The 25,883-nt window shown below is 38.0% G+C and carries 23 protein-coding genes, 9 tRNA genes and 1 pseudogene; 3 read left to right on the forward strand and 30 right to left on the reverse strand.

Annotated elements, in window-relative coordinates; translation table 11 throughout:
• Window positions 1-4 precede the first annotated feature (4 nt).
• The 6 genes from AR328_RS11470 to AR328_RS11500 form a co-directional block, all read right to left on the reverse strand.
• The gene (locus tag AR328_RS11470) at window positions 5-961 is read right to left on the reverse strand and encodes an ABC transporter ATP-binding protein (RefSeq protein ID WP_066295147.1); all 957 of its coding nucleotides are present in this window, start codon (window positions 959-961) and stop codon (window positions 5-7) included.
• 12 nt (window positions 962-973) lie between these two features.
• Window positions 974-1,852: an ABC transporter permease gene (locus tag AR328_RS11475; RefSeq protein ID WP_231734808.1), complete on the reverse strand. Its 879-nt coding sequence runs from the start codon at window positions 1,850-1,852 to the stop codon at window positions 974-976.
• 19 nt (window positions 1,853-1,871) lie between these two features.
• Window positions 1,872-2,876, reverse strand: a complete 1,005-nt coding sequence (locus AR328_RS11480; protein ID WP_066295149.1) for an ABC transporter permease — start codon at window positions 2,874-2,876, stop codon at window positions 1,872-1,874.
• A 16-nt stretch (window positions 2,877-2,892) separates the two neighbouring features.
• Complete coding sequence (locus tag AR328_RS11485; protein WP_066295150.1) at window positions 2,893-4,488, reverse strand: ABC transporter substrate-binding protein; 1,596 nt, start codon at window positions 4,486-4,488, stop codon at window positions 2,893-2,895.
• Window positions 4,489-4,497: 9 nt separating this feature from the next.
• On the reverse strand, window positions 4,498-5,121 hold the full coding sequence (locus AR328_RS11490) for a M15 family metallopeptidase (protein WP_066295151.1): 624 nt from the start codon (window positions 5,119-5,121) through the stop codon (window positions 4,498-4,500).
• A gap of 941 nt (window positions 5,122-6,062) precedes the next feature.
• Window positions 6,063-7,241 (reverse strand): NupC/NupG family nucleoside CNT transporter, encoded by a 1,179-nt coding sequence (locus AR328_RS11500; protein WP_066295153.1) that lies wholly within the window; start codon window positions 7,239-7,241, stop codon window positions 6,063-6,065.
• Between the two features lie 259 nt (window positions 7,242-7,500).
• Between AR328_RS11500 and AR328_RS23050 the strand changes: the two genes are divergently transcribed.
• Window positions 7,501-7,692 (forward strand): hypothetical protein, encoded by a 192-nt coding sequence (locus AR328_RS23050; protein ID WP_066295154.1) that lies wholly within the window; start codon window positions 7,501-7,503, stop codon window positions 7,690-7,692.
• A gap of 101 nt (window positions 7,693-7,793) precedes the next feature.
• On the opposite strand, the pseudogene AR328_RS22545 reads toward AR328_RS23050, so the two are convergent.
• From AR328_RS22545 to kynA, 14 genes and pseudogenes are all read right to left on the reverse strand, one after another.
• A pseudogene (locus AR328_RS22545) lies at window positions 7,794-7,909 on the reverse strand (IS1595 family transposase); the annotation flags it as partial.
• Window positions 7,910-8,321: 412 nt separating this feature from the next.
• Window positions 8,322-8,933, reverse strand: a complete 612-nt coding sequence (locus tag AR328_RS11510) for a TetR/AcrR family transcriptional regulator (protein ID WP_066295155.1) — start codon at window positions 8,931-8,933, stop codon at window positions 8,322-8,324.
• 94 nt (window positions 8,934-9,027) lie between these two features.
• Window positions 9,028-9,711, reverse strand: coding sequence for a hypothetical protein (locus AR328_RS11515; protein WP_066295156.1), 684 nt, complete (start codon window positions 9,709-9,711; stop codon window positions 9,028-9,030).
• On the reverse strand, window positions 9,708-10,604 hold the full coding sequence (locus tag AR328_RS11520) for an ABC transporter ATP-binding protein (RefSeq protein WP_066295157.1): 897 nt from the start codon (window positions 10,602-10,604) through the stop codon (window positions 9,708-9,710). The genes AR328_RS11515 and AR328_RS11520 overlap by 4 nt, the downstream gene beginning before the upstream one ends.
• Window positions 10,588-10,971 (reverse strand): GntR family transcriptional regulator, encoded by a 384-nt coding sequence (locus AR328_RS11525; RefSeq protein WP_066295158.1) that lies wholly within the window; start codon window positions 10,969-10,971, stop codon window positions 10,588-10,590. Before AR328_RS11525 ends, AR328_RS11520 begins: the two co-directional genes overlap by 17 nt.
• Window positions 10,972-11,150: 179 nt before the next feature.
• Window positions 11,151-12,869, reverse strand: a complete 1,719-nt coding sequence (locus tag AR328_RS11530) for a sulfate adenylyltransferase (RefSeq protein WP_066295252.1) — start codon at window positions 12,867-12,869, stop codon at window positions 11,151-11,153.
• Window positions 12,870-12,955: 86 nt separating this feature from the next.
• Entirely contained in the window at window positions 12,956-14,491 is a 1,536-nt protein-coding gene (locus AR328_RS11535) for a solute symporter family protein (RefSeq protein ID WP_066295159.1), read from the reverse strand.
• A 14-nt stretch (window positions 14,492-14,505) separates the two neighbouring features.
• Window positions 14,506-14,829, reverse strand: coding sequence for a DUF485 domain-containing protein (locus AR328_RS11540; protein ID WP_082677211.1), 324 nt, complete (start codon window positions 14,827-14,829; stop codon window positions 14,506-14,508).
• A 144-nt stretch (window positions 14,830-14,973) separates the two neighbouring features.
• Window positions 14,974-15,735 carry a LytR/AlgR family response regulator transcription factor gene (locus AR328_RS11545; protein ID WP_066295160.1) on the reverse strand — a complete coding sequence of 254 codons (762 nt, stop codon included), beginning with the start codon at window positions 15,733-15,735 and terminating at the stop codon, window positions 14,974-14,976.
• The gene (locus tag AR328_RS11550; protein ID WP_066295161.1) at window positions 15,732-17,501 is read right to left on the reverse strand and encodes a LytS/YhcK type 5TM receptor domain-containing protein; all 1,770 of its coding nucleotides are present in this window, start codon (window positions 17,499-17,501) and stop codon (window positions 15,732-15,734) included. Before AR328_RS11550 ends, AR328_RS11545 begins: the two co-directional genes overlap by 4 nt.
• The gene (locus AR328_RS11555; RefSeq protein ID WP_066295162.1) at window positions 17,489-19,042 is read right to left on the reverse strand and encodes a solute symporter family protein; all 1,554 of its coding nucleotides are present in this window, start codon (window positions 19,040-19,042) and stop codon (window positions 17,489-17,491) included. The genes AR328_RS11550 and AR328_RS11555 overlap by 13 nt, the downstream gene beginning before the upstream one ends.
• Complete coding sequence (locus AR328_RS11560; RefSeq protein ID WP_066295163.1) at window positions 19,039-19,314, reverse strand: DUF485 domain-containing protein; 276 nt, start codon at window positions 19,312-19,314, stop codon at window positions 19,039-19,041. Before AR328_RS11560 ends, AR328_RS11555 begins: the two co-directional genes overlap by 4 nt.
• A 384-nt stretch (window positions 19,315-19,698) precedes the next feature.
• Window positions 19,699-20,328: an arylformamidase gene (gene kynB / locus AR328_RS11565; protein ID WP_156422680.1), complete on the reverse strand. Its 630-nt coding sequence runs from the start codon at window positions 20,326-20,328 to the stop codon at window positions 19,699-19,701.
• A gap of 14 nt (window positions 20,329-20,342) precedes the next feature.
• Entirely contained in the window at window positions 20,343-21,200 is an 858-nt protein-coding gene (gene kynA, locus AR328_RS11570) for a tryptophan 2,3-dioxygenase (protein WP_066295165.1), read from the reverse strand.
• Between the two features lie 183 nt (window positions 21,201-21,383).
• Between kynA and kynU the strand changes: the two genes are divergently transcribed.
• Both kynU and AR328_RS23055 read left to right on the forward strand, forming a co-directional pair.
• Entirely contained in the window at window positions 21,384-22,664 is a 1,281-nt protein-coding gene (gene kynU, locus AR328_RS11575; protein ID WP_066295166.1) for a kynureninase, read from the forward strand.
• Between the two features lie 331 nt (window positions 22,665-22,995).
• Window positions 22,996-23,469: a ferritin-like domain-containing protein gene (locus AR328_RS23055; RefSeq protein ID WP_231734810.1), complete on the forward strand. Its 474-nt coding sequence runs from the start codon at window positions 22,996-22,998 to the stop codon at window positions 23,467-23,469.
• Between the two features lie 519 nt (window positions 23,470-23,988).
• On the opposite strand, the gene AR328_RS11585 is transcribed toward AR328_RS23055, so the two are convergent.
• The 10 genes from AR328_RS11585 to AR328_RS11630 all read right to left on the reverse strand — a co-directional run bounded on the left by AR328_RS11585 (window position 23,989) and on the right by AR328_RS11630 (window position 25,882).
• Window positions 23,989-24,699, reverse strand: a complete 711-nt coding sequence (locus AR328_RS11585) for a DUF421 domain-containing protein (protein ID WP_066295167.1) — start codon at window positions 24,697-24,699, stop codon at window positions 23,989-23,991.
• 310 nt (window positions 24,700-25,009) lie between these two features.
• Window positions 25,010-25,094 (reverse strand) — tRNA-Leu (locus AR328_RS11590).
• A 19-nt stretch (window positions 25,095-25,113) separates the two neighbouring features.
• Window positions 25,114-25,199: transfer RNA gene (locus tag AR328_RS11595), tRNA-Leu, on the reverse strand.
• 28 nt (window positions 25,200-25,227) lie between these two features.
• Window positions 25,228-25,301: transfer RNA gene (locus tag AR328_RS11600), tRNA-Cys, on the reverse strand.
• A gap of 11 nt (window positions 25,302-25,312) precedes the next feature.
• A tRNA-Gly gene (locus AR328_RS11605) sits at window positions 25,313-25,387 on the reverse strand.
• A gap of 3 nt (window positions 25,388-25,390) precedes the next feature.
• Window positions 25,391-25,465, reverse strand: a tRNA-Gln gene (locus AR328_RS11610).
• Between the two features lie 63 nt (window positions 25,466-25,528).
• Window positions 25,529-25,604: transfer RNA gene (locus tag AR328_RS11615), tRNA-His, on the reverse strand.
• 29 nt (window positions 25,605-25,633) lie between these two features.
• Window positions 25,634-25,709 (reverse strand) — tRNA-His (locus AR328_RS11620).
• Between the two features lie 9 nt (window positions 25,710-25,718).
• A tRNA-Trp gene (locus tag AR328_RS11625) sits at window positions 25,719-25,792 on the reverse strand.
• 5 nt (window positions 25,793-25,797) lie between these two features.
• Window positions 25,798-25,882 (reverse strand) — tRNA-Tyr (locus AR328_RS11630).
• Between the last annotated feature and the right edge of the window lies 1 nt (window position 25,883).

A 25,883-nucleotide genomic window follows, 5' to 3' on the forward strand; every position in this document is an offset into this window, starting at 1 on the left:
AGAATCAATTCCTTTCCAGCCAACATGCTACATCATGCTGATTTTGCCATTGAATTAATTCAGGCTGCTTTGCTCGGCAAATATCTATTGCGTATTGGCATCTCGACGCAAATGCACAGCCTACTGGACGTTCCATTAAGTTTGGCACCTCGCCTTGAATCGCTTTTAATGGTTCATTCGCATTCTTGCCATCAGGTAAGGCTTCAATTAAAGCCCTAGTGTATGGATGTTGAGGAGCGTGTAAAACTTCCTTCGTTTCTCCGGACTCAATTACTTCTCCTGCATACATCACAATCGTTCGGTCGCAAATTTGGGAAACAACTCCTAAATCATGGGTAATAAATAAAATCGATGTGCCTTTTTTCTCATTTAATTCTTTCATAAGCTGCAAGATTTCATGCTGAATGGTTACATCTAAAGCTGTTGTTGGTTCATCAGCAATTAGCAAATCAGGAGGGGCTGCCATTGCAAGCGCGATGACAATCCTTTGACGCATTCCCCCGCTTAATTCAAATGGGTATTGTTTAGCTACATGCTCTGGATTGTGTATATGTACATCTTTTAACGCATGAATCATTATTTGTTTCGCTTCTTTTTTGCTTACTTTGCGATGTCTGCGAATGACTTCTGATAACTGCTCGCCTACCTTCATCGTTGGGTGAAGGGCCGTCATTGGTTCTTGAAAAACCATCGCAATTTTCTTTCCGCGAATCGTCTGTATTTCTTTTTTTGATAAAGTTAATAAATTTTGGCCTCTATAGGAGATTTCTCCATTTGTTATTTCTGCATTATTTTCTAATAGACCTAATATGGAAAGGGCTGTGATTGATTTTCCTGATCCGGATTCGCCTACAATGCCGACAATTTCCTTTTCCTTAATGGAAAGATTAATATTTTTTAATGCTTCAATTGTTCCTCTAAAGGTTTGAAAGTTCACATGTAAATTTTTTATAGCTAGCATTCCACAGCCCTCCTATCTGCTTGATTTTGGATCCAATACATCACGGATTCCATCTCCAATTAAATTTAAGGCTCCTGCCGATAAGAATAGCAATAAACATGGAAATGTCGGATACCACCAGAAATCGAGCAAATACTTCCAGCCAATACTAATCATCGCTCCCCATTCAGGTGCTGGCGGTTGCGCCCCTAAGCCCAAAAAGCCTAATGTGGCAATTAATAGAATCGCATCCCCTACATCTAATGTTCCTTGAATGATGACAGGAGAAACTGAATTCGGCATAATATGTTTTCGAATAATTCGAAGCGGATGAATGCCGAACGTTTGCGCTGATTTAACAAACAATGACTCTCGTAAACTTAAAGTTTCACTCCGAGCCAAACGTACATAAACAGGAATCTTTACAATTGCAATAGCGATCATCGCATTTTGAATACTTGGCCCTAAAGCTGCAGCCAGTGCCATTGCCAGAATCAGTGTTGGGAAGGCTAGGACCATATCCATTATTCTCATAATGGCTTGGTCAATCATCCCGCCGAAATACCCTGAGATCGTTCCAATCATTAATCCAATAGCAGCAGCAATCAAAATGGCTAATATCCCTAATCCTAATGACAGCCTTGCCCCATACAAAATTCTTGTAAAAATATCTCTGCCGACTTCATCTGTACCAAACCAATGGGACCATGATGGCGCTTGGAATTTATTCGCTGCATCTATAACGGTCGGGTTATAAGGAGTTAATAGCGGAGCCAATATCGCGGCCAAAATAATCACGCCTAAAATGATTCCGCCTGCCATTGTCAGCTTATTCTTTTTCAGCTTATATAATAGGGCGCTTCTTTTCACAAGAGGCAGCTGCTGTAAATCCGTTTGCGGCTGTGCTTCCAATTCAATTTCCTCCTTTCTATCATTCTTTTATTTGAGGATTAAGCACATAATAAGAGAGGTCGACAATAAGGTTGATGATTACATACCCAATCGAAATAAAAACGGTAAATCCCATCATTGCCGGGAAATCTAAATAAGAAATGGATTGAACCACATATCTTCCCATTCCAGGCCATCCGAAGATTGTTTCAGTCACGACCGCACCGCCAAGCAATGCGCCAAAAGAAACCCCGATGATTGTGATGGTTGGTATTAAAGCGTTCCGTAAACCATATTTAATTAAGAGATACGGCCCATGGATTCCATTTGCCATGGCTGTTCGAAAATATTCTTTTTCCAATACCTCTAACATGCTCGCCCTAACCTGGCGTGTGATGATGGCTAATTGAGCAAAGGACAGGACAATCGCCGGAAGTATAATATGGCGAAGGCTGCTCTGAAAAGCAACAAAGTCCCCGCTTAACAAACTATCAAGCAAATAAAACCCAGTGACATGTGTAGGCGGATTAATATGCATATCAATTCGTCCGTTAGCCGGGAACCATCCTAATAATCCGTAAAAAATAAAGATTACAACCAACCCGCTCCAGAAAACCGGTGTGGATATGCCGCTAATCGTAAAAATTCTGCTTGCATGATCCCAAAACGTATTTTTCTTAACGGCCGCTAAAATACCAAGCGGAATTCCAATCACAATGGCTATGAAAAAAGCTAATGTCGCTAATTCCAATGTTGCTGGGAAAAAGACAAGCAAGTCATCCAACACAGGCTTTTGCGTGCGAATAGACGTACCTAAATCTCCGCTCAGCAGCCCCTGCATGTAATGGGCATATTGGGTCAGAACCGGCTGGTCCAGACCCAATTGCTTTCTAACTTGTTCCAATGTTTCTTCATTAGCCCGTTGACCGGCCATCATACTGGCCGGGTCACCGGGAATAATATTTGAAAGGAAAAACGTTATAAAGGTAACACCAAAAACAACAAAAACAAGGAGAAATAATCTTTTGAAAATCATTTTTGCCATAACAATCCCCCGCTAATTATTGCTTATTCATCTCCGCTAAATTATAGATTCCTTCAAGCATCGGATTGTAAACAAAACCTTGGACAGATTTACTTACCGGCAAGGTAAAATCCTTTTGGAAGAGTAAGATATACGGCGCCTCTTCAATGACAATATCCTGGATGTCAAAATACAATGCTTCCCTTTCTTCTTGGTTATTAGAAGTTGCCGCTTGCTTTAATAATGTATCTACCTGATCGTTTTTATAGAATGCACGGTTTCCGGCTAATCCGAAGTTTGCTGAGTCATACCAATAGTTCATAAACATATATGGATCACCAAAGTCAGGGCTCCATACGCCAAGGGCTAAATCAAATTCCCCTTTATCCATCATTTCACGAGAAGTAGCATAAGCAACCTTGTTTAATTCAACATTTACACCAATCTCTTTTAAATTCGCCTGAATCGTTAACGCTTCTGTTTCCCACCAAGTTTTATTATCTGAATACAATAATGTCAGTGTTACATCAGTTGCGCCTGCTTCAGCTAATAGCTCTTTTGCTCTTTCAATGTTTAGCTCATATTGGAGTGCATCTTTATTATGACCCCATAATCCGTCTGGAACTGGCCCTCTCATAGGCGTAGCAAATCCTTGGTGCACCACATCAATCATTGAATTATAATCAATTCCATAGCTTAGCGCCTGTCTTACTTTAGGGTCTTTTAATGCTTCATTTCCTTTGCTGGAATTTACATATACATAATCTACAAGCAAGCTTGGTTTTTGTAATAGCTCTACATGATCCATCGAGCGGACTGATTCGATCTGTTCTGTCGGAATTCCCTCGGCAATATCAATTTCTCCCTTTTCTAATTGCATGCGCTGTGTAGCCCCGTCAGCAACAATTCTGAAATAAACTTCTTCAATGCTTGGCTGGACCTTCGCCTCTTTATTAACAGAAAGCTTTATATACTCCCCTTGTTTCCATTCTGTTAATTCATATGAGCCGCTACCCATCGTATTTGTTGCTAAATAGTTTTGCCCTAAATCTCCATCCTTTTCATGCTCCATAACCTTCGGATTCACAATTCCCCCATAGTTAGCTGCCAAAGTGGATAAGAAAGGCGGGAAATTTTCTTTTAATACAAATGTCACCACATATGGGGACTCCACCTTTACCTCCGAAATCACACCATAAACCTCTGCAGGACCGTTGCCAATCTTTAATGTCCGTTCAAAAGTAGCTTTAACCGCTTCTGCATTAACCTCTGTTCCATCGGAAAATTTATGGCCCTCATTTAATGTGAATGTCCATGTCTTTCCATCCTCACTTACATCCCATTCCTTTGCTAAGCCTGGTTTTACTTCAGTTGACTCCCCATCATACTCTACTAATCTCTCATAAGCAGGGTATGTAATTTTCCAAGCTGAATTGTCCATCGTAACCGCAGGATCCAGTGTCCCTTGGTCAGCAGTCATGGCAACCGTCAAAATTTTCTTTTCTGTGCTTTCACCATTAGCCGTTTCTGTGCCTTCCTTTTCCTCTGTTTTCGCAGGCGCATTCGAGTTTTGTACACAACCTGCCAAAACAATCAGTATACTAAACAAAAGGAACATTAACTTTTTCTTCATTTTTACCCCTCACCTTTCAATCTCTTGATATAGGATACCTTTGAAATATTCCTGTTTTCCTTTTTTCTGTGCCCAAGCTTTCGTGGCGTATTCAAAATGCCACCACTCTTCTGCATTTGAAATAAAGCCAACCTTTAGCATGACGTTTTTTAATACCCTTCTGTTGTTTAAAAATTCCGTCTCTTCAGATGACAAGTCAGCCTTTTTCTCAAACCAATCAAGCTGGGATCTTTCATGGAATTCATCAAATTCACTACCCATCGGAAGCCAGCCTTGTTGATCAGCTATCGTTAGATCAACAGCCCCTCCCGATAAATGCGGGGACGGATTTGTAATATCTTTAGTTGGAGTCGCCACATATTTATATAGCTCTTGTTCTAATTCCATACCTGTAAAGCCTTCATTTTCTAAATCACGCTTCGTCTGGTCATAAATCGCCCGTTGCGTCTCATAGGAACGCCATCCATCAAGGATTACAAAAGAGATTCCTTCAGGTAAAAGTTGGGAAGCTTCCAGCAGCTTTTCCAGAACCTCTTTCCTTAAATAGCATTCATTCTCCGCACCAGGTAAACCATTCAAGAAATAATAAGGATAAATATGTATTTTCTCAGATGCTTCCGAAACTGGAACCAACACTTTTTTCACCTCAAAATCATTTTTGCTTTCTAGATTCTTTTCTCACCTCCCACTTCTAAATATTAAAACAAATTTTAATATTTTAAATATTATATCATATTTTGGTAGTTTTTCTAGTTTATTTTTATGAATGGAGGAAAAAAGGACCATTTGGGGTTTCTCAATCCAAGAAAAAAACGCTCCTTTCATATTGTTAAAGGGGTTAGTTTTCGGGTGCATTTTTAATAAAGGACACAAGTATTGACGTATGAATTGGCATACATCTTTTTTAAATTTATCAAGGTTTTTGCGGATTTTCTTTAGCTTTGACATAGCAATTGATATCAATATTATGATGGACAATAAGTATTGTACAATTAAAAATGAGGGTCAAAACTTCTGTCATTTGCAGTATCGTTTTGATTACCAATTTTATGGATCTTTTGCTGTTGATTCCCGCATCTCGGGTCGAGATGGTCAGCACTTATCGGTTGGAGGATAAGGTTAAGTATCAAAGCTGATAAATAGAAGGAAAAGTTCCGCTTATTTAGTAATAATTTTAAAAAAAGGCTTAAATAGACGGAAAAATTCCGCCTATTATCTTAAAAAGTGCAAATATGGAGGATTTTTCAATGCATAACCGGAAAAACTCCCCTTATTTACTCCGAAACGAACTCCATACTGCATTTAACCGGAAAATATCCGCTTATTTTACTTTTTCTGTTGTTACTCGATAAAGGACAAGACAGCTTATTTAAAAAATTACGGTGAAGTTAGGTTTTATATGTATTTCTATTAAAGAAACTCGCCAGTTTCTATGGCGAGTTTTACTTTTTACTAATACGATTGTCATTTCGTCACGTTTTTTTTGGAAATGCACTTCAAAAACGGAACCCTTCGTCATATTGTAAGATAGGTTTTTAAGTAATTTTCTTTTCTTATTTTTCTAATGAAGTAATCTAAATAATAACACTCACAATCACTGCAGATAAAACACTAACTAATGTTGCTCCAAACAATAGTTTCAATCCAAACCGCGCAACTATGTTTCCTTTCTGTTCATTTAAACTTTTTACAGCTCCTGAAATGATTCCGATAGATGAGAAGTTTGCAAATGAGACAAGGAATACGGAGATGATTCCTAGTGTTCGTGGTGTAAAGCTCTCCTGCATTTTAGCTAAATCCATCATAGCTACAAATTCATTAGTCACAAGCTTTGTCGCCATAATACCGCCTGCTTGAACAGCTTCATATAATGGAACCCCCATTATTAAAGCAAATGGTGCAAAGATATATCCCATGATCTCCTGGAACGAAATGCCGAAAATCAAATCAAAAACGCCATTAATTGCTGCAATTAATGCAACAAAACCAATTAACATGGCAGCAACGATAACCGCTACTTTAAACCCATCAATGATATATTCACCTATCATTTCAAAGAAGCTTTGTTTTTCCTCTTGAATGTTAAGTATATCCTCGCTTGATTCCACAGTATATGGATTAATAACGGATGCAATAATAAATCCGCCAAATAAGTTCAGCGCCAATGCTGTAACTACATATTTTGGCTCAATCATCGTCATATAGGCTCCAACAATGGACAATGATACGGTGGACATGGCAGAAGCACATAAAGTATATAGTCGATGTGGAGGCAGTTGGCTAAGCTGTTTTTTCACTGTAATAAATACTTCTGATTGACCAACAGCTAGCGATGCAACCGCATTGTACGACTCTAATCTTCCCATCCCATTTATCTTACTTAACAGCAAACCAATTCCTTTCATAATAAAAGGAAGGATTTTAAAATACTGAAGTATACCAATTAATACTGAAATAAATACGATTGGAAGAAGCACGTTTAGAAAAAATGGCATTTCGCCTTCGTTTGCAATGCCTCCAAAAACAAATGATATTCCACTGTTTGCATAGAATAATAATTGATTAAAGATATCTGAAAACACTTTAATTAAAATAAATCCAAATTTCGTATTTAACAATAATCCAGCTAATAAAAGTTGGATAACAATCATCACAATAATTGGTCTGATCTTAATCTCTTTCCGATTATTACTTAATAAATAGGCAAGTCCCAAGACAACTAATAATCCAAACAAAGCTATAACGTATTTCATAATTCCTCCAATGATGTCCTTATTTCTAGAAGTTTTAATTACAGAAACCACAAGGCCTTATTTTAACATTTATTTTTAAGGATTTATAAATAAAAAATTATTCTTAATTATTTTTCTCGAGAGAAAAGTTTTAAATTTTTAATTCCATACTTTTCATCCTCCCCATTATTAAACTTGCTTATTCCTTCTAGAAAAGATTCATCTATGGCCGAGACGTAGAAAACAGTTCTCAGAAGGCTGTGAAAGTTTCCAAAGAAACTTGGGGCAAGCTGCAATTATCTTTGTCTTTGGCCACAGTCAGGGAGCATTTGCCCTTCCAATAATTATCGATAATGACAAGAACAAAGATATTAAAGGGGTTATTGGAGCAGTCTGGCCTTCTGGTAAATTCCATGAACTAATGATTTGGCAGGCTGAGGAGGTTAATAAGAGTGACAATAATTTAGCGTAGAAAATCAAAAAGAGACAGAAGCCCCTGTCTCTTAACAATCTTTAAATCGCCTTATCTAATTGGGTTTTCACAATTCGACCTCTACTAAGTACGTCTGACTAGGTGGATTTTTGGCGGTCTCTCGCAATCAAAACAAAACTTGTTCGTGACCAATACCACGAAATTTTGAAGAACCGCCACGTTTGAAAGGCTTACGCTCTTTAATGTCTTTTTTACCTTACAATAATTTCAATAATCCGGTTAAACCCCAATAGGAAGCTGCCGTTATCATCCAGCAATAATCAGGAATATACCGATAACTTATGGATGCAATCCAATGGACGCTGAAAATAATGAAAATGGGTGACAATAAAACTACTGTTCTATTTCTTTTACTATTTAACGTAAATATAGCAATCGCCCCATTGAAGAAATTTTACTTCTTGAAAATTGCTTAAATAACTTTCACACCATGACCAGACAATTAACAAACCCCAACCTAAAAAAATACCAACACATGCTACACCTAGAGGACTTTCCCAATTAATTTCCGGCACAGTTATCCTTCATTATATTGTAATGAAAATCTTCTTTTTCTTATTAACAAAAGATTTTTTAATAATTACCAAAGGCGACATCCTCATAAAAAATTACGAGATATTCAAAAACTCTTCAACTCTTTGCAGCAAACTATCAACTTGTTTATTTGCATCCATTTTCTCTGAACCAAATGCCAAACTATGGACTAAAATTCCGTCCATACTGGACATGATGATTTTTACAACATCTTCCGCTGGTATAGACAGCTGAAATTCACCCTGTTCTATCCCGACATGGAGTAAATTTGTAAATAACTGAACCGTCTTATCATATCGATTCAAAAAAAACTCTTTTGCCCTTGGCTCCCTCCAGCTCGATATCCAAAATTCATAAATAGCCGGATAAATACTTTCATCAATTGTAGGAAAAATTAATTTATTACTTTCCAAAAAGTTTCTAAGCTTTTCAAATGCCGACTGATCTTTCAAGTTTTCGAGTGATAAAGAATCATCCAGTTGTTCATCCAGATAATTCAATAGGGCTTCGAATATTTCGATCTTATCTTTGAAATATAAATAAATCCATCCCCGGCTCATCCCCGCTTCTTCAACAATATCCTTGAGTGTGGCTTTTTCATATCCTTTTCGTTTAAACACCTCCATTGAGGCCATTAATATCTGATGAATTCTTTGTTCCTTATGTTCTTCACTTACTTTTGGCAAAACGTGCTGCACCTCCATAAATAAATGAACCTAATGTCATTAATTTTAATTATAAATGACATTAGGTTCATTTTACAATACCTATATTGGAATTTTATACTGTTGCTCTTTTCAATAGCACATATGATAACGTCATATATATTATAGTTGGAAGAATGAGCCAATAAGCAATTTGAATAGCAGTATACTTTGCGAACCAATGAAAAATATTCGTCCAAACACCATAATAAGTCACTAATAGTGCAGCAACACTGGAAATCAATAATACGGAAATGATCGCAATAACGAGGCCTTTTGCACCAAAGCGACGTGATGTACTGGATATTAGTAAACCGTTAAAAAATAAATTTATTAACAGGATAATATAGATTATCAATTGTTCTAAAAGTGTCCCATCATTCAAATAGGGAAAGTGAAAGAAATGGAGCAGGCCTCCCCACCCATTTGTTGCATTTTCAATAGCTGATAGGAGAACTAACATTATTCCGTACAATATATTTACGGCGACACCCATAACGACAGTGCCGAAAAAGTAATCCGTTCTTCGAATGGACATTCCGATTGCATAAGGAAATGTTTGCACCACAACAACGATTCCCATGACTAGCATATAGAAAAAAATGTACGAGACCCCTCCAGTATACATTTGTTCATCACTCGAAATAAGCAGACTGACAATAATATTTAAAAGGAACACTGAAAAGAGAATAATCGTCGGAATAAAAATCCACGCCCATTTATCTCTAGAGTACATTTTGACAACACCTTGAATATTCATTTGGCAATCGCTCCTTCATGAGTAGATTTTCCTTTCGTCAAATGTACAACCAATTGCTGCAAAGACACAGGCGTAATTTCAAGTCCACTGGCTTCTGCTTGATTTAGATCCATACTGTTCCTATTTTGCATAACTGTAGCTGAAAGCAATCCGCCAAAAGGCTCTCGATGGATGACTTCCTTGTTTTTCACAAACGCTTCTACTTTTGCTGCTTGCCCAGTTACCGTATAAGCGATGCCTCGTAAAATTTCCGCTTCATCATTAATGATTAATCGACCTTTGTCAATGACAAATATATGTTCAAGTAAATTACTTACCTCATCAATCAAATGAGTGGATAATATGATGGTACGGGGATATTCCGAATAATCCTCCATCAATTTGTCATAAAATAAACCTCTAGAAACAGCATCAAGACCTAAATACGGTTCATCAAAAATCGTTATCGGTGCTCGACTAGCAAGGCCAATAACAACGCCAACTGCTGAATGCATCCCCCTTGATAGTTTTTTTGGCTTTCTTTTTAATGGGAGATTGAAATCATTTACTAGGGAGTAGGCAAAATCCTCATTCCAATTTGGAAATAGTGATTTTGAAACTTGTAAAATATCATTTACAGTAAAATTATCCGGATACTTTTGACTTTCTTTAATAAAGCAAATTTGACTTAATACCCTCCTGTTTTCCTCAGGATTTTCGCCAAAAACATTTATTTCACCACTAGTAGGAAACTCTTGAGCAGTTAATAATTTCATTAAAGTTGTTTTTCCTGCACCATTTCTTCCAAGTAATCCGTAAATTTTATTTTCCTCAATTGTAAAATTAATATCTTCAATCGCCTTAAATTCCCCGTATGATTTATCAAGTTGTCTGACCTCAATTACCTTGCTCATTTCTAGTCATCCCCTTTCCAACCATATCTGTCAGTTGTTCCGCCGTAATCCCTAACTTCTTTGCTTCATGGATCATCGTGATGACATACTGTTCAAAAAACTGTTCTTTCCGTTTATTTATGATCTTTTCACGTGCTCCCTCTGCAACAAACATCCCAATCCCCCGCTTTTTATATAAAATACCTTCATCCACCAATAAATTAACACCTTTTGCTGCAGTCGCAGGATTTATTTTGTAAAATGCGGCAAATTGGTTTGTCGAAGGAATCTGTGCTTCTTCCTCCAACCCACCATCAATAATGTCATCCTCAATCCGTTCCAAAATTTGCAGGAAAATAGGCCGGCCATCGTCAATTAACTGTTTCATATCCTCACCACCACATTGGTTAGTTACTTATGTAATTAACCATATAACAAATAAAGTATAGAGTCAATGGGTGCTTTTATATAAATTCAATTTTTGTGAAAATTATTAAAACCATAAAAAATGACCCCTCCATTATTGGAAAGGTCATTCATAAATCCGCACTATATTATTCTAACAATCTATTCCTCATCATTCCCCCTATACCGCTTATATGGAAGCGGATTCCATGTTCGGTATTCGAGGTCCTCTTTGCGCAAGACTGCAGGAATATCTTCTAGTAACCTGTTCGCGACCTCTAGTTCACGCTCAGCTTCTGATTTATCCTGATACAAAAATTCATCAGACGCTTTTTCCATTGCTCTTTCCACTTTTTCTTTCAAGTCTTCTACAACCATTTCTTGCTGGCGATAAATCGATTCTCGAGCTTCCGAAACCCACTCCGGCTGCACGGTACGAAGTTGATCTGTTACATAACTGAATTCATCATAAATCCCCTTATACACTCGGTCCGCATTTTCGCGTACATCCTTAATGGCTGCTTCTAAATCTTCTATTGTTAGTTCATCCACAACTAAAGGACGCTTGCGATTGGAACCGCCAATTCCCTTAGAATGCAGATAATAAGGAAAAATAGACTTTATCGTTTTTCCGACAGGTGCAATTGCAAGCCCTTCCTCATCGACACCTTTAGGCTGTACACCTTGCATAGCAATACGGGCAGATTCTGGTCTTACAATTTCCTTCGGCGGTAGAACCCCATACCGCAGCAACTCCCGGATCCCTGTTCCAGAAATATTGATTCGATAGCGATCATCGTGTGGACATGTTTGTTCTGTTGCTGGGTTATCACAGCGAGTGCAATAAAACACCTCATGAAATAACCGAATATCAATTCCTAATTCCTCTTTCGTAAACTTATCAAATATCGTGTGACTTGCATATTTATCGTAATAATCACCAACACCCGCATGATCTCGGCCAATTAATGCATGGGTACAGCCGTAATTTTTCATAATGAGTGCATGGAGAACAGCTTCACGAGGACCTGCAAAGATATAGGTCACACGCAGTGGTGATAGAATGGTTCTCTCCTTTGGATAATACGTATCAAGTACAGCTTGATAGGATAGCATACGGTATTCATGTCTCGTATATTCACGCTTCGCCATCTCAACTAACGGCTGAACAAATAATCCATCCAGTTCCTCAAGTGCATTTCGATGTATATATTCGTGCCCGCGATGCAATGGATTAGCACCTGTAATAAATCCAGCTACCGTTTTAAATTTTTTCTCCTCATAAAATAGTTTCCATGTATCTTTCGGTTCGATCCGAATTTTTTCAAAAGGCCCCCAATGGACTCGGCGAAGCAACTGAATCGGCCCGGCTAATGCTGTATCCCCCATCCTTCGATAAATAGAATCAACACCAGGATGACTGCGGTCAGTCGTACCAAATAGCTGCTGAGCGCGGAACTTTCTGTCGTAATCGAAAATATCTTCTAATTTTAATATAGCTACCGGTTCCTTCGATTCGTCCACTAATGCAACGTCATCGCCAACCGATAGAGATTGAATCACATGCTTATTTCTTTCGCCAACAGGTGCGAAGCTTAGCGGCACTGGCCAAACAAGTCCATTTGATAAGCGTCCTTCTATTAATACTGATTTATAGTCCGCCTCATTCATAAACCCTTCATTTGGAGATAGCACACCTGTAGCAATCATTTCAAGCGTTATGACAGCCTCTAAATCTACCATTATAAATGGAAGCAGCTTTGCCCGCTCCAGTGCCCGGTCTCTTTCGTCTCCAGTTAAAACACGGTCAACTAATTTCCCCCCATGCGGCAGTTGTGGATATGTTGTTACTTTTTCTTCAACACTTGTTTCTTTGTTCATGACCAATCCGTCTCATCCCCCTAAATATTATGCCTTTCCTGCTTTACTGACTCCCCGTATCAATAAAGCGATTATCTACTGTACATTCATTCCCCAACTTTATAGCCAGTATGCGCCCGAACAGAGACTTCAGCATACCGTTTATGATCATTTTCTTTCGAGAAAATAGTTCCGAGATAACCACCTAGAAAGCCTAATGGCACACTGACAAGTGCAGGATTATCTAATGGAAAGATTGGGTTTCCTACAAATAGAGCTGCCCCTTCAACTGGTGAGAATACGCTAGGACTAATCGACACAAGAATTAATGCAGAGATTAACCCGGAAAAAACTCCCCAAACTGCACCGGAAGTATTAAAGCGCTTCCAATATACTGTATATAAAATGACTGGCAAATTTGCACTAGCTGCGATACAAAATGCTAAAGAAACGAGGAAGGCTACGTTTAAGTATTGTGCACCTAATGATAATAAGATGGATATAACAGACACACCTAATGCTGCATAGCGTGCAGCCAGCATTTGCTCTTTCTCTGTTATCTTTCCTTTTTTAATAATTTGGCCGTAAATATCATGTGCAAATGCAGATGCTCCTGATAACACGAGGCCTGCAACTACCGCTAAGATTGTCGCGAATGCAACCGCTGAAATGAAAGCAAATAAGATATTCCCGCCAATTGCCTGAGCTAGTAATGGCGCCGCCATATTTCCGCCTTTATTTGCTGCAAGAATTTCACTTTCTCCAACATAGATTGCAGCCCCGAAGCCAAGGAATAATGTTAAAATATAAAAAATTCCAATTGTCCAAGTTGCCGTTATAACCGAGCTTCTGGCAGTTTTCGCATCTTTCACCGTGAAAAAGCGCATCAAAATGTGTGGAAGTCCAGCTGTTCCGAGCACTAAAGCAAGCATTAATGAAAGTGTTCCTAAAGGATTATTATATTTAAGTCCCGGATTCAAATAGGCTTCGCCATGACTAGTTGCTGATTTCACTTCAGTAAACATGGCTCCTATATTAAAGTTAAATTTCATTAGAACTAAGAAGGAGATGATAATCATACCTGCCATAAGTAGAACAGCCTTCGTAATCTGGACCCAACTCGTTGCGATCATTCCACCAAATAGGACGTAAATGGTCATCATAACCCCAACAATTAACACGGCTATCCAATAAGGGATATCGAATAAAAGCTGAATAAGTGCACCAGCACCAACAAGTTGTGCAATCATGTAGAAAAGAACAATGGTAATCGTACTAAGAGCAGCCGCCCCTCTTACTTTCTTCGCATCAAAGCGAGAATTGATCATATCGGCTAATGTATATTTACCGAGGTTACGCAATGGCTCTGCAACTAACAATAATACGACTAAATAAGCAATCAAAAATCCGATGCTATAGAAAAATCCGTCAAACCCTTTTAAAGCAATCATCCCTGCAATACCAAGGAAGGATGCCGCTGATAAATAATCCCCAGCTATCGCCAGTCCATTTTGCCATCCGGTCAATCCCCCACCCGCCGTATAAAAATCCCCGGTGGATTTTGTTTGTTTTGCTGCAAAATAAGTGATGATTAAAGTAAGGATAACGATTGCAAGAAAAAGAATAACTACTATAGGATCCATCTACCATTCCCCCCTTAATTTAACTGCTCATTAATGATTTGATCAGCTTCTTTATCAAATGTTGCCGCTTTTTTTACATAAATGGAACTGATCACCCAAACCATCACAAACTGTGAAACGGCAAAAATCCAAGTCCAAGAAATATCTCCAATTGCCGGTTTGTTTAAAAATGTTGTGTAAGAAGTGAAAATCGGCAGTAAAAAGTAAAAAATCATGAAAAATACGGTCATTGGTATTAAAAATTTATTCTTTCTGCTCAAAAATTGTTTAAACTGTGGGCTGCTTTCAACCTTTACATAATCTACGCTTTTCTCAGTAATTAATTCCCTTTGAGCCAAAATCAACCATCTCCTTCCTCCTATTTGTAGATAATTATATATTTTTAGAATATTCTATAAATGGAAAATGGATGAACGGTTGAAATCACAGGGTGAATGGTTATGAATGACTGGTGAATGGTCGTAAATCACGGCGTATGGAATTTATCCTTTAAAAATATCAAAAATGGATTTACTTGCAGAACGGCTTACAGGGATTTTTGTTCGATTTTTATCTTTAAGAGTTAAATTGCTTGTTCCGTTAAACCAAGGGGTTATTTCTAAAACGTGATTTAGATTGACTAAGTAACTGCGGTGAGCTCGGAAAAATAAATGACCTGCCAGCTGATCCTCTAAATCTTGTAAAGTCATCCGACTCATAATAACCTTATCCTCCGTATGAATCTCTAAAAATCGTTTATTTGGTACGGCGTAGTAAATAGATTCAGGTGAGACTACAACCATCCGTTCCCCATCATCAATTAACATTTTTGATACAATAGTTTGTACCTTTTTGGCCTTTTTTTCCGTTTCTTCACTACTATTCTTTCGATTCGCTATACTTTTGCGAATTCGGTTCATCGTCCTCCGAAATCTCGTCTCGTCATATGGTTTTAATAAGTAGTCAACCGCTTCTACTTCAAAAGCATCCATTGCATATTCATCATATGCAGTGGTAAACACAAATAAGGGAATAGTAGCTGGCTCCTGTTTCAAAATATATCGTGCTGCTTCGATTCCTGTTAAACCAGGCATCTCTACATCAAGAAAAATAACATCAGGCAGATGTTCAGAATATAACTCAATTAATTGTTCTCCCGTTTCCGCGTGTGGAGTGAGGATCATTCCCTTCTCTTCATTCAATAAATAAAGCAATTCCTTTCTCGCCATCATTTCATCTTCAGCAATCATCACATGAATATTCATCCCATCACCTGCTTTTCTTCAAATTGATTTGAAATTGGAATCGAAAACTTCACTTCACTGCCCCCATGGGATAAATTTCGGATATGCAATCTAGCCGAATCACCTAGTAAATGGACTAATCGTTGGTTCACATTATAAATACCTGTCCCGCCATTATTATGACTTGCTAATGGCTGCAGACTTACAATCGGTAAAATATGTTTAGGAAAACCGCTGCCATTATCCCGAACTAAAACGGTAAGCCTCCCATTCTCTTTTTCTATCAAAATTTCAATCTTTGCCCCATCTGTTACATTCTTTAAACCATGTTGAACCGAATTTTCAATCAATGGCTGAATACTTGACGGCGGAATATAAATATCGGAAAGATCGGCCGGCTTTATTAAATTTATTTGTAATCTTCCTTTAAATCGTTCTTGAATAATAGAAGTATAGGCCTCAGCATGTTCGCACTCTTTTTCAAGCTCAACTAATGATTTCGATACTAAGCGTAAATTAAACCTCATATAACTCGCTAATTGCAGGGTTAATAGACGTGCCTTCAATGGATTTTCCCGAAACAAGCCGGCAATTAATTGAAGGGTATTAAACAAAAAGTGTGGATTGATTTGTGCTTGTAAATTCCTTAACTCTGCATCTCGAATATGTGCTTTTAGTTTTTCCGCTCCTAGCATGTTCAATTGATCTGAAATAAATTGTCCCAGTCCTTGTGCCATCCCCATTTCAACAGGAGAAATATGCTCTGCTTTACGGAAATAGAAAGCAATAAGATACGTCACATGATCATCTTCTATTATAGGAATGAAAATAGCTGCCTCAAGGCTGCAATTTTTATGAGTGCACATTAATTCTGATTTCACGTGCGCAACCTGGATTTTTTTCAATTTAATCGACATTTGTGCTGGATGAGCCGTAATCGCATCCCCAAAGTGATGATGCTCTTGACCCAACCCTTTATGGGCTAATACTTCCTTTTGATCTGTAATAGAAACCGCAGCAAGCCTAAGACGACTATATAATAATTTTGCCAAGCCATTCGCAACGTCAATAGGCGAGTCTTTTTTTAAAAATGGCAGTGCCTCCTTAGCGATGATTAATGCTTGTTTCGATGCCAGCGCAGCCTCATTTTCTTGTTCGCGTAAAACAATTCCGATCATCGCTGTAAAAATGGCAATCGCTGTACTGTTCGATAACACAAGCGGCAAGCCAATTGTATTGACAAGTGAAATCATATCTAGTCGATCTGTGTACATAATAAGTAATAATTGCATATGTAAAATTGGGGGAAAAACCCCAATAAATAGAGCCTTCAGCGGAGAGATAACACGTTCATTGGAGAAAAACCTTGCTGTTAAGCCTGCCAGTAAACCTGAGATAGGGTTGACGAGGGCATTCGCCATTGCCCCAACACCGCCAAGAAATAGAAGATGAATTCCAGTAATGACCCCAGCTCCAAAACCAAGCGTCGGCCCACCTAATAAACCAGCAATCACAATTGCAACAAGGCTCATGCTAACAATTAAGTGATGATCCTCTACTGGAAAAATAACTAGCTGATGACTGATGACTCCATTCTCATGGCTGACAATCCCTGTAACCGTACTGGCGATTCCAAATAAGCCAAACACGAATGCATGAACGAGCGACATCTTCACACTATAATTCCGGTAAACCAATGATCTGAAACCAGGGGTACGTGTCATCACAAATGCAATAATAAGAAGGAGTCCCAAACGTTCAAACAAAATTATCGTTAAGCTTTCCATTTCTTATCTCCCCTTAAGTCAATGCCGGTCTGCGATTGAATATAAAACTCGTTAAATTCTCTTATTGAATTGGATTGCTTCCTCGAAAGAATGGTTCCTAAATATGCACCTAGAAAGCCCATTGGAATTGTGATAATCCCTGGATTATATAGAGAAATCACAGCCTCCCCTCTAATCCATCCATCATCAGGATTCATAATGTAAGGACCTAAAACGACGAATAATAATGAAGCAGACAGACCAGTAAACATAGCCGTAATGGCTCCCGCTTGAGTAAATCGCTTCCAATAAATAGTTAATAAAAGAACCGGAAAAATACTTGATGCCGCAACAATAAATGTCATCGAAACGAGAAATGTTACATTAATGGTCTCTAAATTTAACGCAAATAAGGTGGAAATCAATCCTATTCCTAATGCTGACCACCGTGCTGCCCTCAATTGCTCCTTTTCTGTTGATTTCCCTTTTTTCAAAATATGATGGAAAATATCATGGGAAAAAGCAGTTGTGGCTGAAATAACAAGCCCTGCAACGACTGCAACAATGGTTGTAAAGGCAATCGCCGAAACAAACGCCAACAGGAAGTCGCCACCAACAGCCTTAGCAAGTAAAGGTGCAGCTAAATTTCCAGTAGGGTCAAGTAGCATTAGCGAATCATATCCAAGGAAAGCGACCGTACCAAGCCCTAGGATGAGTGTCATTAAATAAAAAATTCCAATAATCCATGTTGAGCTTATGAGAGACCTGCGAACCTCAAATGTATTACTAACCGTAAATAGTCGTATTAATATATGAGGCAGTCCTGCAGTACCGAGCACTAAAGCAAGCTGCAGCGAAAGGAATTCCAGTGGATTATCAAATAAATTTCCAGGAAGGAAGAAACCCTCCCCTAAAGGCGTACCTGTTTTTACTTCTTCAATTAACTTCACAACATCCCAATTGAAATGTGAAAAAACGATAAGTGTCAGAAGAAATGTTCCCGACATAAGAAGAACGGTTTTCACAATCTGTACCCAAGAAGTCGCAATCATCCCACCCATAACCACATAGATTGTCATTAATCCCCCAATCACTACGACGGAAATAGAATAATCGATATTTAACAGTAATCGAAGTAGAAATCCTGAGGCAACGAGTTGAGGTATCATGTAAAGTATGGAAATGATAAATGTACAAAAGGCCATAATTAAACGCATCTTCTCACTTGGAAATCGGGAACAGATGACATCTCCAAGAGAATATTTCCCTAGGCGATGAATAGGTTCAGCAACTAAAAATAACACAACAAGATATGATACTAAAAAACCAATAGAATATAAAAAACCATCATAGCCACGAATGGCAACCATCCCAACGATCCCAAGAAACGAGGCGGCACTAATAAAATCACCAGCGATAGCCATTCCATTTTGAAAACCTGTTAATGTCCCAGCAGCAATGTAAAACCGATTCGTGGTTTTACTTCGCTTCGCTGCCCAATATGTAATAATCAATGTACAAACTATAATATAAATTAGGAATAAAAAATAAGTAGGATTCAAATCGATTCCTCCTTATTGAATTCTTCCATTTGCCGGTCAATTTTTTTAGCTGTTCTATGATAAAACCAACAGAAAAACCAGGTCATCGGAATTTGTAAAAACGCATACAACCATGCCCAAGAAAGACCATAAATAAAGCTTGGCCGAGTCATCACATTTGGAATAAAAGTAAGAGATAAAGGAAGCAAAAAATAAAACAGCAATGCACCAGCCAAAGCAGGCGCCATCAACTGCTTTCTCTTACGAATTACATACAAAATTCGCTCCTCCATTTATCTTCCTCCCTGTTTTCAGAAAAATCGGCAAAATAGCTCAATTTAAATGATACATGAAGGATATAGGCTTGTAAAGTTGATACTGAATCACTGATAGATTATATAAATTGATTATCTAAATTAGTTTATGCGACTTCATAGGCGGAGAATTTCCGGCTAATGTATAAGTTGAGGCTTAATTGACTAATATAAGCGGAAGAATTCCGCTTATCCAGTCAAAATAAGTCAAATTCCAACGATTTGGAGCATATAGACGGAAAAACTACCTCTATTTTAAGGGAAATATGTGTATTTCCCAACTTAAGCGGAATTTTTCCGCTTATTTCCAACAGGAAAATGATAATTTCCAGCCATTTTGGCCATTCAATTTTCAGAAAAAGATTATCTATTTTTCTTTTTTAAAACCGCACGAACTGGACTCCCATCTGCATCTGCAAGCGGTAGTGGGATGGCTGCAAGCTCATATTCCCCAGGTTCAATATTATCCAGAACAAGCCCTTCCAAAATATGAACCCCGTGCCGAGTAAGTTCATGATGGGCAGTTAACTCCTTACTGTCCAAAGGATCAACCGAAGGCAAGTCAAGACCGATTAATCGAACTCCCTTCTGTGATAGATAAGCTGCCACTCCAGTCTCAATATAGGGTATTCTTTCGGGAAAAGCCTTTCGATTTTTCCAGGCTCCTGTAGAAATTAATAGTCGTGTCACCCCAGTTAAATCTTTCATACTCAAATCAGCCACACCAATGCTGTCATTATTCGGCAAATGGATAACAAGAGCAGGGCCAATATACAAATCTAAATCCAAATCGATTACTTTTTTTCCTTCATTATCAAAATGAAAAGGGGCATCAATATGTGTACCGGTATGTGTGCTCATAGTTACTTGCCCGACATTTACAGAACCGCTATCCTCTTTGCTCCAGTTCACTTTATAGGAAAATGGAGTATCCCCTGGCCAGGTGGCCACCTCTTCATCTAATCGTTGCGAAATATCAATCCATGTACCCACACCGCATTCCCCCACTATAGCTTTGTTCTTAAACTCCATAATTCCGGAAAGAATTTGTGGTCAAGCACCCTTTTTAAATAGGGAACACCTGAAGATCCGCCAGTCCCCTGTTTATAACCGATTATTCTTTCCACCGTGTTCATATGATGAAACCTCCAAGCCTGCTGCCCGCTTCCGATATCAACAAGCTTCTCGGCTAATTCGTATAAATCCCAGTATTTATTCACATCGCGATAAACAGTCAGCCACGCTGCTTCTACACTTGCATTGGATTTGTAATTTAGTGACCAGTCTCTTTGGAGAGCCTCCTGATCGATTGGCAAACCACGAATAGCAAGAGCTTGAATTGCCGCATCATAAATACTTGGCTTATTTAAAGCCTTGTTCATTGTTTCGAAAAGCTCCTTCTGATGCTTATACACTACTAATGAAGAGGCATTTTTATGCCCTAGTGCAAATTCAATCAATCGGTTTTGGTAAGATTGAAAACCAGAAGAAGACCCTAGCTTGCCACGAAATTCTAAGTATTCAGCCGGAGTCAACGTTGATAATACATTCCATGATTGAATCAATTGCTGCTGAATTTTTGAAACGCGCGCAAGCATTTTAAAAGAAGGCTCTAAGTTATTTTCGTGAATGCATTTTGTCGCTGCTGAAAGCTCATGGATAATGAGTTTCATCCATAGTTCACTTGCTTGATGAATGATCATAAACAACATTTCATCGTGATGATTTGATAATAGATGTTGACTAGAGAGGATTTGATCAAGTTGAAGATAATCCCCGTATGACATATTTTTTTGGAAATCAGTATGTATCGTTTTTTCGAGGCTTGCCTCCTGATTATGTTTATTTTCAGGTTTTTGTTCCATTTTCGTCTTCACCTGCTTTTTATCAATAAATGCTGCTTTATAATAATAAACCGTATCAAGATTAATACTTTGCGTCAATAAAAAATATTCAAAATATAAAGTATATATTAATCATTTGTATTTACTTCATGTAAACTCTTAGTTATCCTTCTAGTAACGTATTAGAAAGGATTGATACTACAAATGAAATCAAATTCATTTTTATTAACAAAAGAATACGCACAACAATTAGATCAAAATCGCATGACCTTTAGAAATGAGTTCTATATAAAAGAAGGCACGTATTACATGGACGGAAACTCTTTAGGACTGCTTTCTAAACGAGCTGAGAAAACATTGCTTCTCAGTTTAGAGGATTGGAAGCATCTTGGCATTGATGGATGGACTTCTGGGCATCAGCCTTGGTTTGATTTTTCGGAGAAACTTGGCGCATTGACTGCCCCCTTAATCGGAGCAAAACAAGAGGAAACAATTGTTACAGGCTCAATTACAACGAATATTCATCAAATAATAGCTACCTTTTACAAACCAGAAGGAAAACGAACAAAAATAGTAGCAGATGAATTGGACTTTCCATCAGATATTTATGCAATAAAATCCCAAATGCAATTGCATGGCCTTGATCCAAACGAACATTTAGTGTTAGTAAAAAGCCATGATTCCCGCACGATTAATGAAGCCGATATCATTTCTGCTATGACTGATGAGGTGGCCATCGTCTGGCTTCCATCTGTTCTATATCGAAGCGGGCAGTTACTTGGCATGGAGCTTTTAACGAAAGAAGCCCATAAAAGAAATATATTAATAGGTTTTGATTTGGCTCATTCAATCGGAGCCTTACCGCATTCCATGCATGATTGGGATGTCGATTTTGCAGTCTGGTGCAATTACAAATATTTAAATAGCGGCCCAGGGGCCGTTGGCGGTTTATTCGTACATGAGAGACATCACGGAAAATCCCCAGGTCTAGCAGGTTGGTTCAGTTCAAATAAGAAAAAACAGTTTGATCTTGAATTAGAATTGACACATGGCCACTCAGCAGGTGCCTTTCAAATCGGTACTCCACATATTCTAAGTACTGCCCCGCTCTTAGGGTCCCTTGAAATATTTGAAGAGGCTGGAATTGAAAACATCCGCGAGAAGTCTCTAGAAATGACTGAATATATGATGAACTTGATCGAAACTGAACTTTCCGATTTTGAGTTTACTATTGGAAACCCAAGAGAAAACGAGCGCCGTGGAGGACATGTATGTTTAGAGCATAGTGAAGCTGCAAGAATCTGCAAGGCTTTAAAGGATCATCATGTTATCCCTGATTTCCGAGCTCCAAATGTCATTAGGCTTGCCCCAATCGCTTTATATACAACATTCGAAGAGATTTGGGAAACCATTCAAATAATAAAAAGAATTATGGTAAACGAAGAATATAAAAATTATGAGAATGTAAGAAATGTAGTAGCTTAGAATGTGAAAAGTGATATGCACTCTAAGTCCGTTTAATTCTAATATGATGAGGCCATCTCTTTTGCAATTCGAAAATAGATGGCCTTTTTAAATTTTTTGCATTTCACACACACTTAGATTTTGCTCGTAAAGTAGCAGAAGCATTTAAGGTTCTAAGGTAATGTAAATTCACTCCTCCTACTAACTTCTCCCGTTTTTAGGTAGGTTTTGCGCATCGTTGTATAAGCACAATTATCCAAACTCTTTCCCAAACAATAAAATCCATCACCTGCACACCTACCTATATATAGTGCATAGGATAAGTTGAAAGTTAAAAAGAAGGAGGAGAGTCATGTATATCAATCAACAATATAATATTCCTAGTTATGATGATTTTTATCGGACAGCACCAGATACTCAAATATTAAATGATATCCAAAAAGCAATTAATGCTGAGTATAGTGCTATTGCATGTTACGAAAAATTAGCCAGAATGGCGCCAACACAAAATGAAAGGAACAAAATACTTGAAATCCAAAAAGATGAAAAACGACACCTTGAAGAATTCAGTAGAATTTTTACAAATTTAACAGGGAGACCGCCATCGTATCAAATCATTGAGGAATGTCCAGACAATTATAGAGCAGGCATGGAATTTGCGTTTAAAGATGAACAAGAGGCTGTAGATTTTTATTTAGATATCTCAGATAAAACACAGGATATTACAATCAAAGATAGATTTCGACGTGCAGCGTCAGATGAACAAAATCACGCTGTTTGGTTTTTGTTTTTTTTCAAAAAATTCAAAGGTAATGCAAACCCATAGGCAACTTGAAGATTATGGTGCTAAAGGGGCTTTAAGCACTTCTTAATTGACCTTACCTCAAATGTTAACTTATGCCCTTTAGGACGAAAATTTGGCCCAAGCACGATATAATAACATTATCGGAACATTTGGTACTATACGAACGTTTGTGCAAATTAGAGAAGCAGAAATGAGACATATAAGCGCATTATAACCACTTTTCGAACGTTATCAAGTACCATTACCTAATGATATTTCTCAATCCTTTGTTTCAACTCCAGAAAATCTAAAGGCTACATATGCTGCGAGTGTTCAAGGGGAATTAGATAATATATCTATGTACGAAAGGTTTTTATCACTCAACATCCCTAATGATGTAAGATTTGTCTTTTCGCAACTACGTAATGCCTCTTTAAATCATTTAGCAGCATTTGAAAGAGGGCTGGCTAGAAATTAATCTATGTACTCACTTTAATGGGGCGATTACATCGCCCCCATTATTTTTTATCATTTTCATTTACTATCGCCTACCGGAATGAATTATTCCTGATCCATTGGGGAATGAATATGATCTTTATATTTATCAACATACATATTACCATTGGCTGCTAATACTGCATATAAAACCTCATGTTTTGTTAAGTTACGCTTTTTCAATTCCGATTCAAGCCATGAAAACGATAAATTATTTTGTTCTAAATTTTCTTTAATTATTTCTCCATCCATAATAAGTTCAATAGGTAATTTCTGTTCTGGGTTTATTGCAATCATTAAATCTTGTCTTGTTACACTTCTAAATTGTGGCTTTTTTAACACTGTTAACGTGCCATTCGTTTCGACGATTGCAAAGAGAACTTCTTCAATATCAAAAACTTCCCTTTCTCTTAGTTGTTGATTTAAATAATCCAATGCATAACGCATTTTATTCATGTTTACTTCTAATATTTTGCCATTTTGTATCACAATTGTTGGATCTCCGGCTAAAAACTTTCTTCCTTTTCTATTTTTTAAAGAAATAATAGCAATCAACAAAATAATTGCTACGTATATAGAAAATGCAATAATTGTATGATGTACCTTTATTGAAGTATTAAAGGCTAAATTTGCTGAAATGGCTCCTAACGAAATTGTTGCAACAAAATCAAACATTGTCATTTGCGATATCGTTTGTTTACCTAATATCCTTGTTCCAATTAGTAATAGACTAAAAGAGGTAATTGACCTCAAAATTACTTCTATATGTTCAGGCATATATTCACCTCAATTCTTAACTTTCTTTAGTCATATCATAGCCTTGATATTTACTAATTATTAGATTTCACATAAATTAATGGATAACAATGTAAGGGCATTATTAATTTCTAGTGGAGTAAATCTTACGTAGTTTAAGCGGTTTGATTTAAAAGGCCCTAAAAAAAAATTTATCTTGTTCTAAAATTATTTTAGAACCTTTTAAAGACTATTGACTAGGAATATAATCCCTATATAAAACAAATAAGACAGGCATATACCTGTCTTATCTTTTACGATAATAATATTTTGTAATTTGTGTGTATAAGGTTGGTACCGGTGGTCGGGGTCGAACCGACACTCCTGAAGGAACACGATTTTGAGTCGTGCGCGTCTGCCAATTCCGCCACACCGGCGTATTAAGTTTTATGAAAGTGCCGAGAACCGGAATCGAACCGGTACGGTAGTCACCTACCGCAGGATTTTAAGTCCTGTGCGTCTGCCAGTTCCGCCACCCCGGCATATATAAAAAGAATTCATATTAAAAATTGGAGGCGGCAACCGGATTTGAACCGGTGATCAAGGTTTTGCAGACCTATGCCTTACCACTTGGCTATGCCGCCTTAAAATAAAATGGAGCGGAAGACGGGATTCGAACCCGCGACCCCCACCTTGGCAAGGTGGTGTTCTACCACTGAACTACTTCCGCAAATGGCTGGGCTAGCTGGATTCGAACCAACGCATGTCGCAGTCAAAGTGCGATGCCTTACCGCTTGGCTATAGCCCAATAATATGAATAACTAATCTTATTATATCAAAAATCACAAAAAATGTTCCACTTTTTATTTAATGGGGCGACTGATGGGAATCGAACCCACGAATGTCGGAACCACAATCCGATGCGTTAACCACTTCGCCACAATCGCCATGATTCATAACGGTTTCAATATTTATATGGGGCGGCTGATGGGAATCGAACCCACGAATGTCGGAACCACAATCCGATGCGTTAACCACTTCGCCACAACCGCCATAATGAATGGCAGGGGTAGTAGGAATCGAACCCACATCAAAGGTTTTGGAGACCTTCGTTTTACCATTAAACTATACCCCTATAGATGGTGGTGGGGGACGGATTCGAACCGCCGAACCCAAAGGGAGCGGATTTACAGTCCGCCGCGTTTAGCCACTTCGCTACCCCACCA

It is taken from the genome of Bacillus sp. FJAT-29937, assembly GCF_001509555.1.
In the GTDB taxonomy this organism is placed as follows: Bacteria; Bacillota; Bacilli; order Bacillales; family Cytobacillaceae; genus Cytobacillus.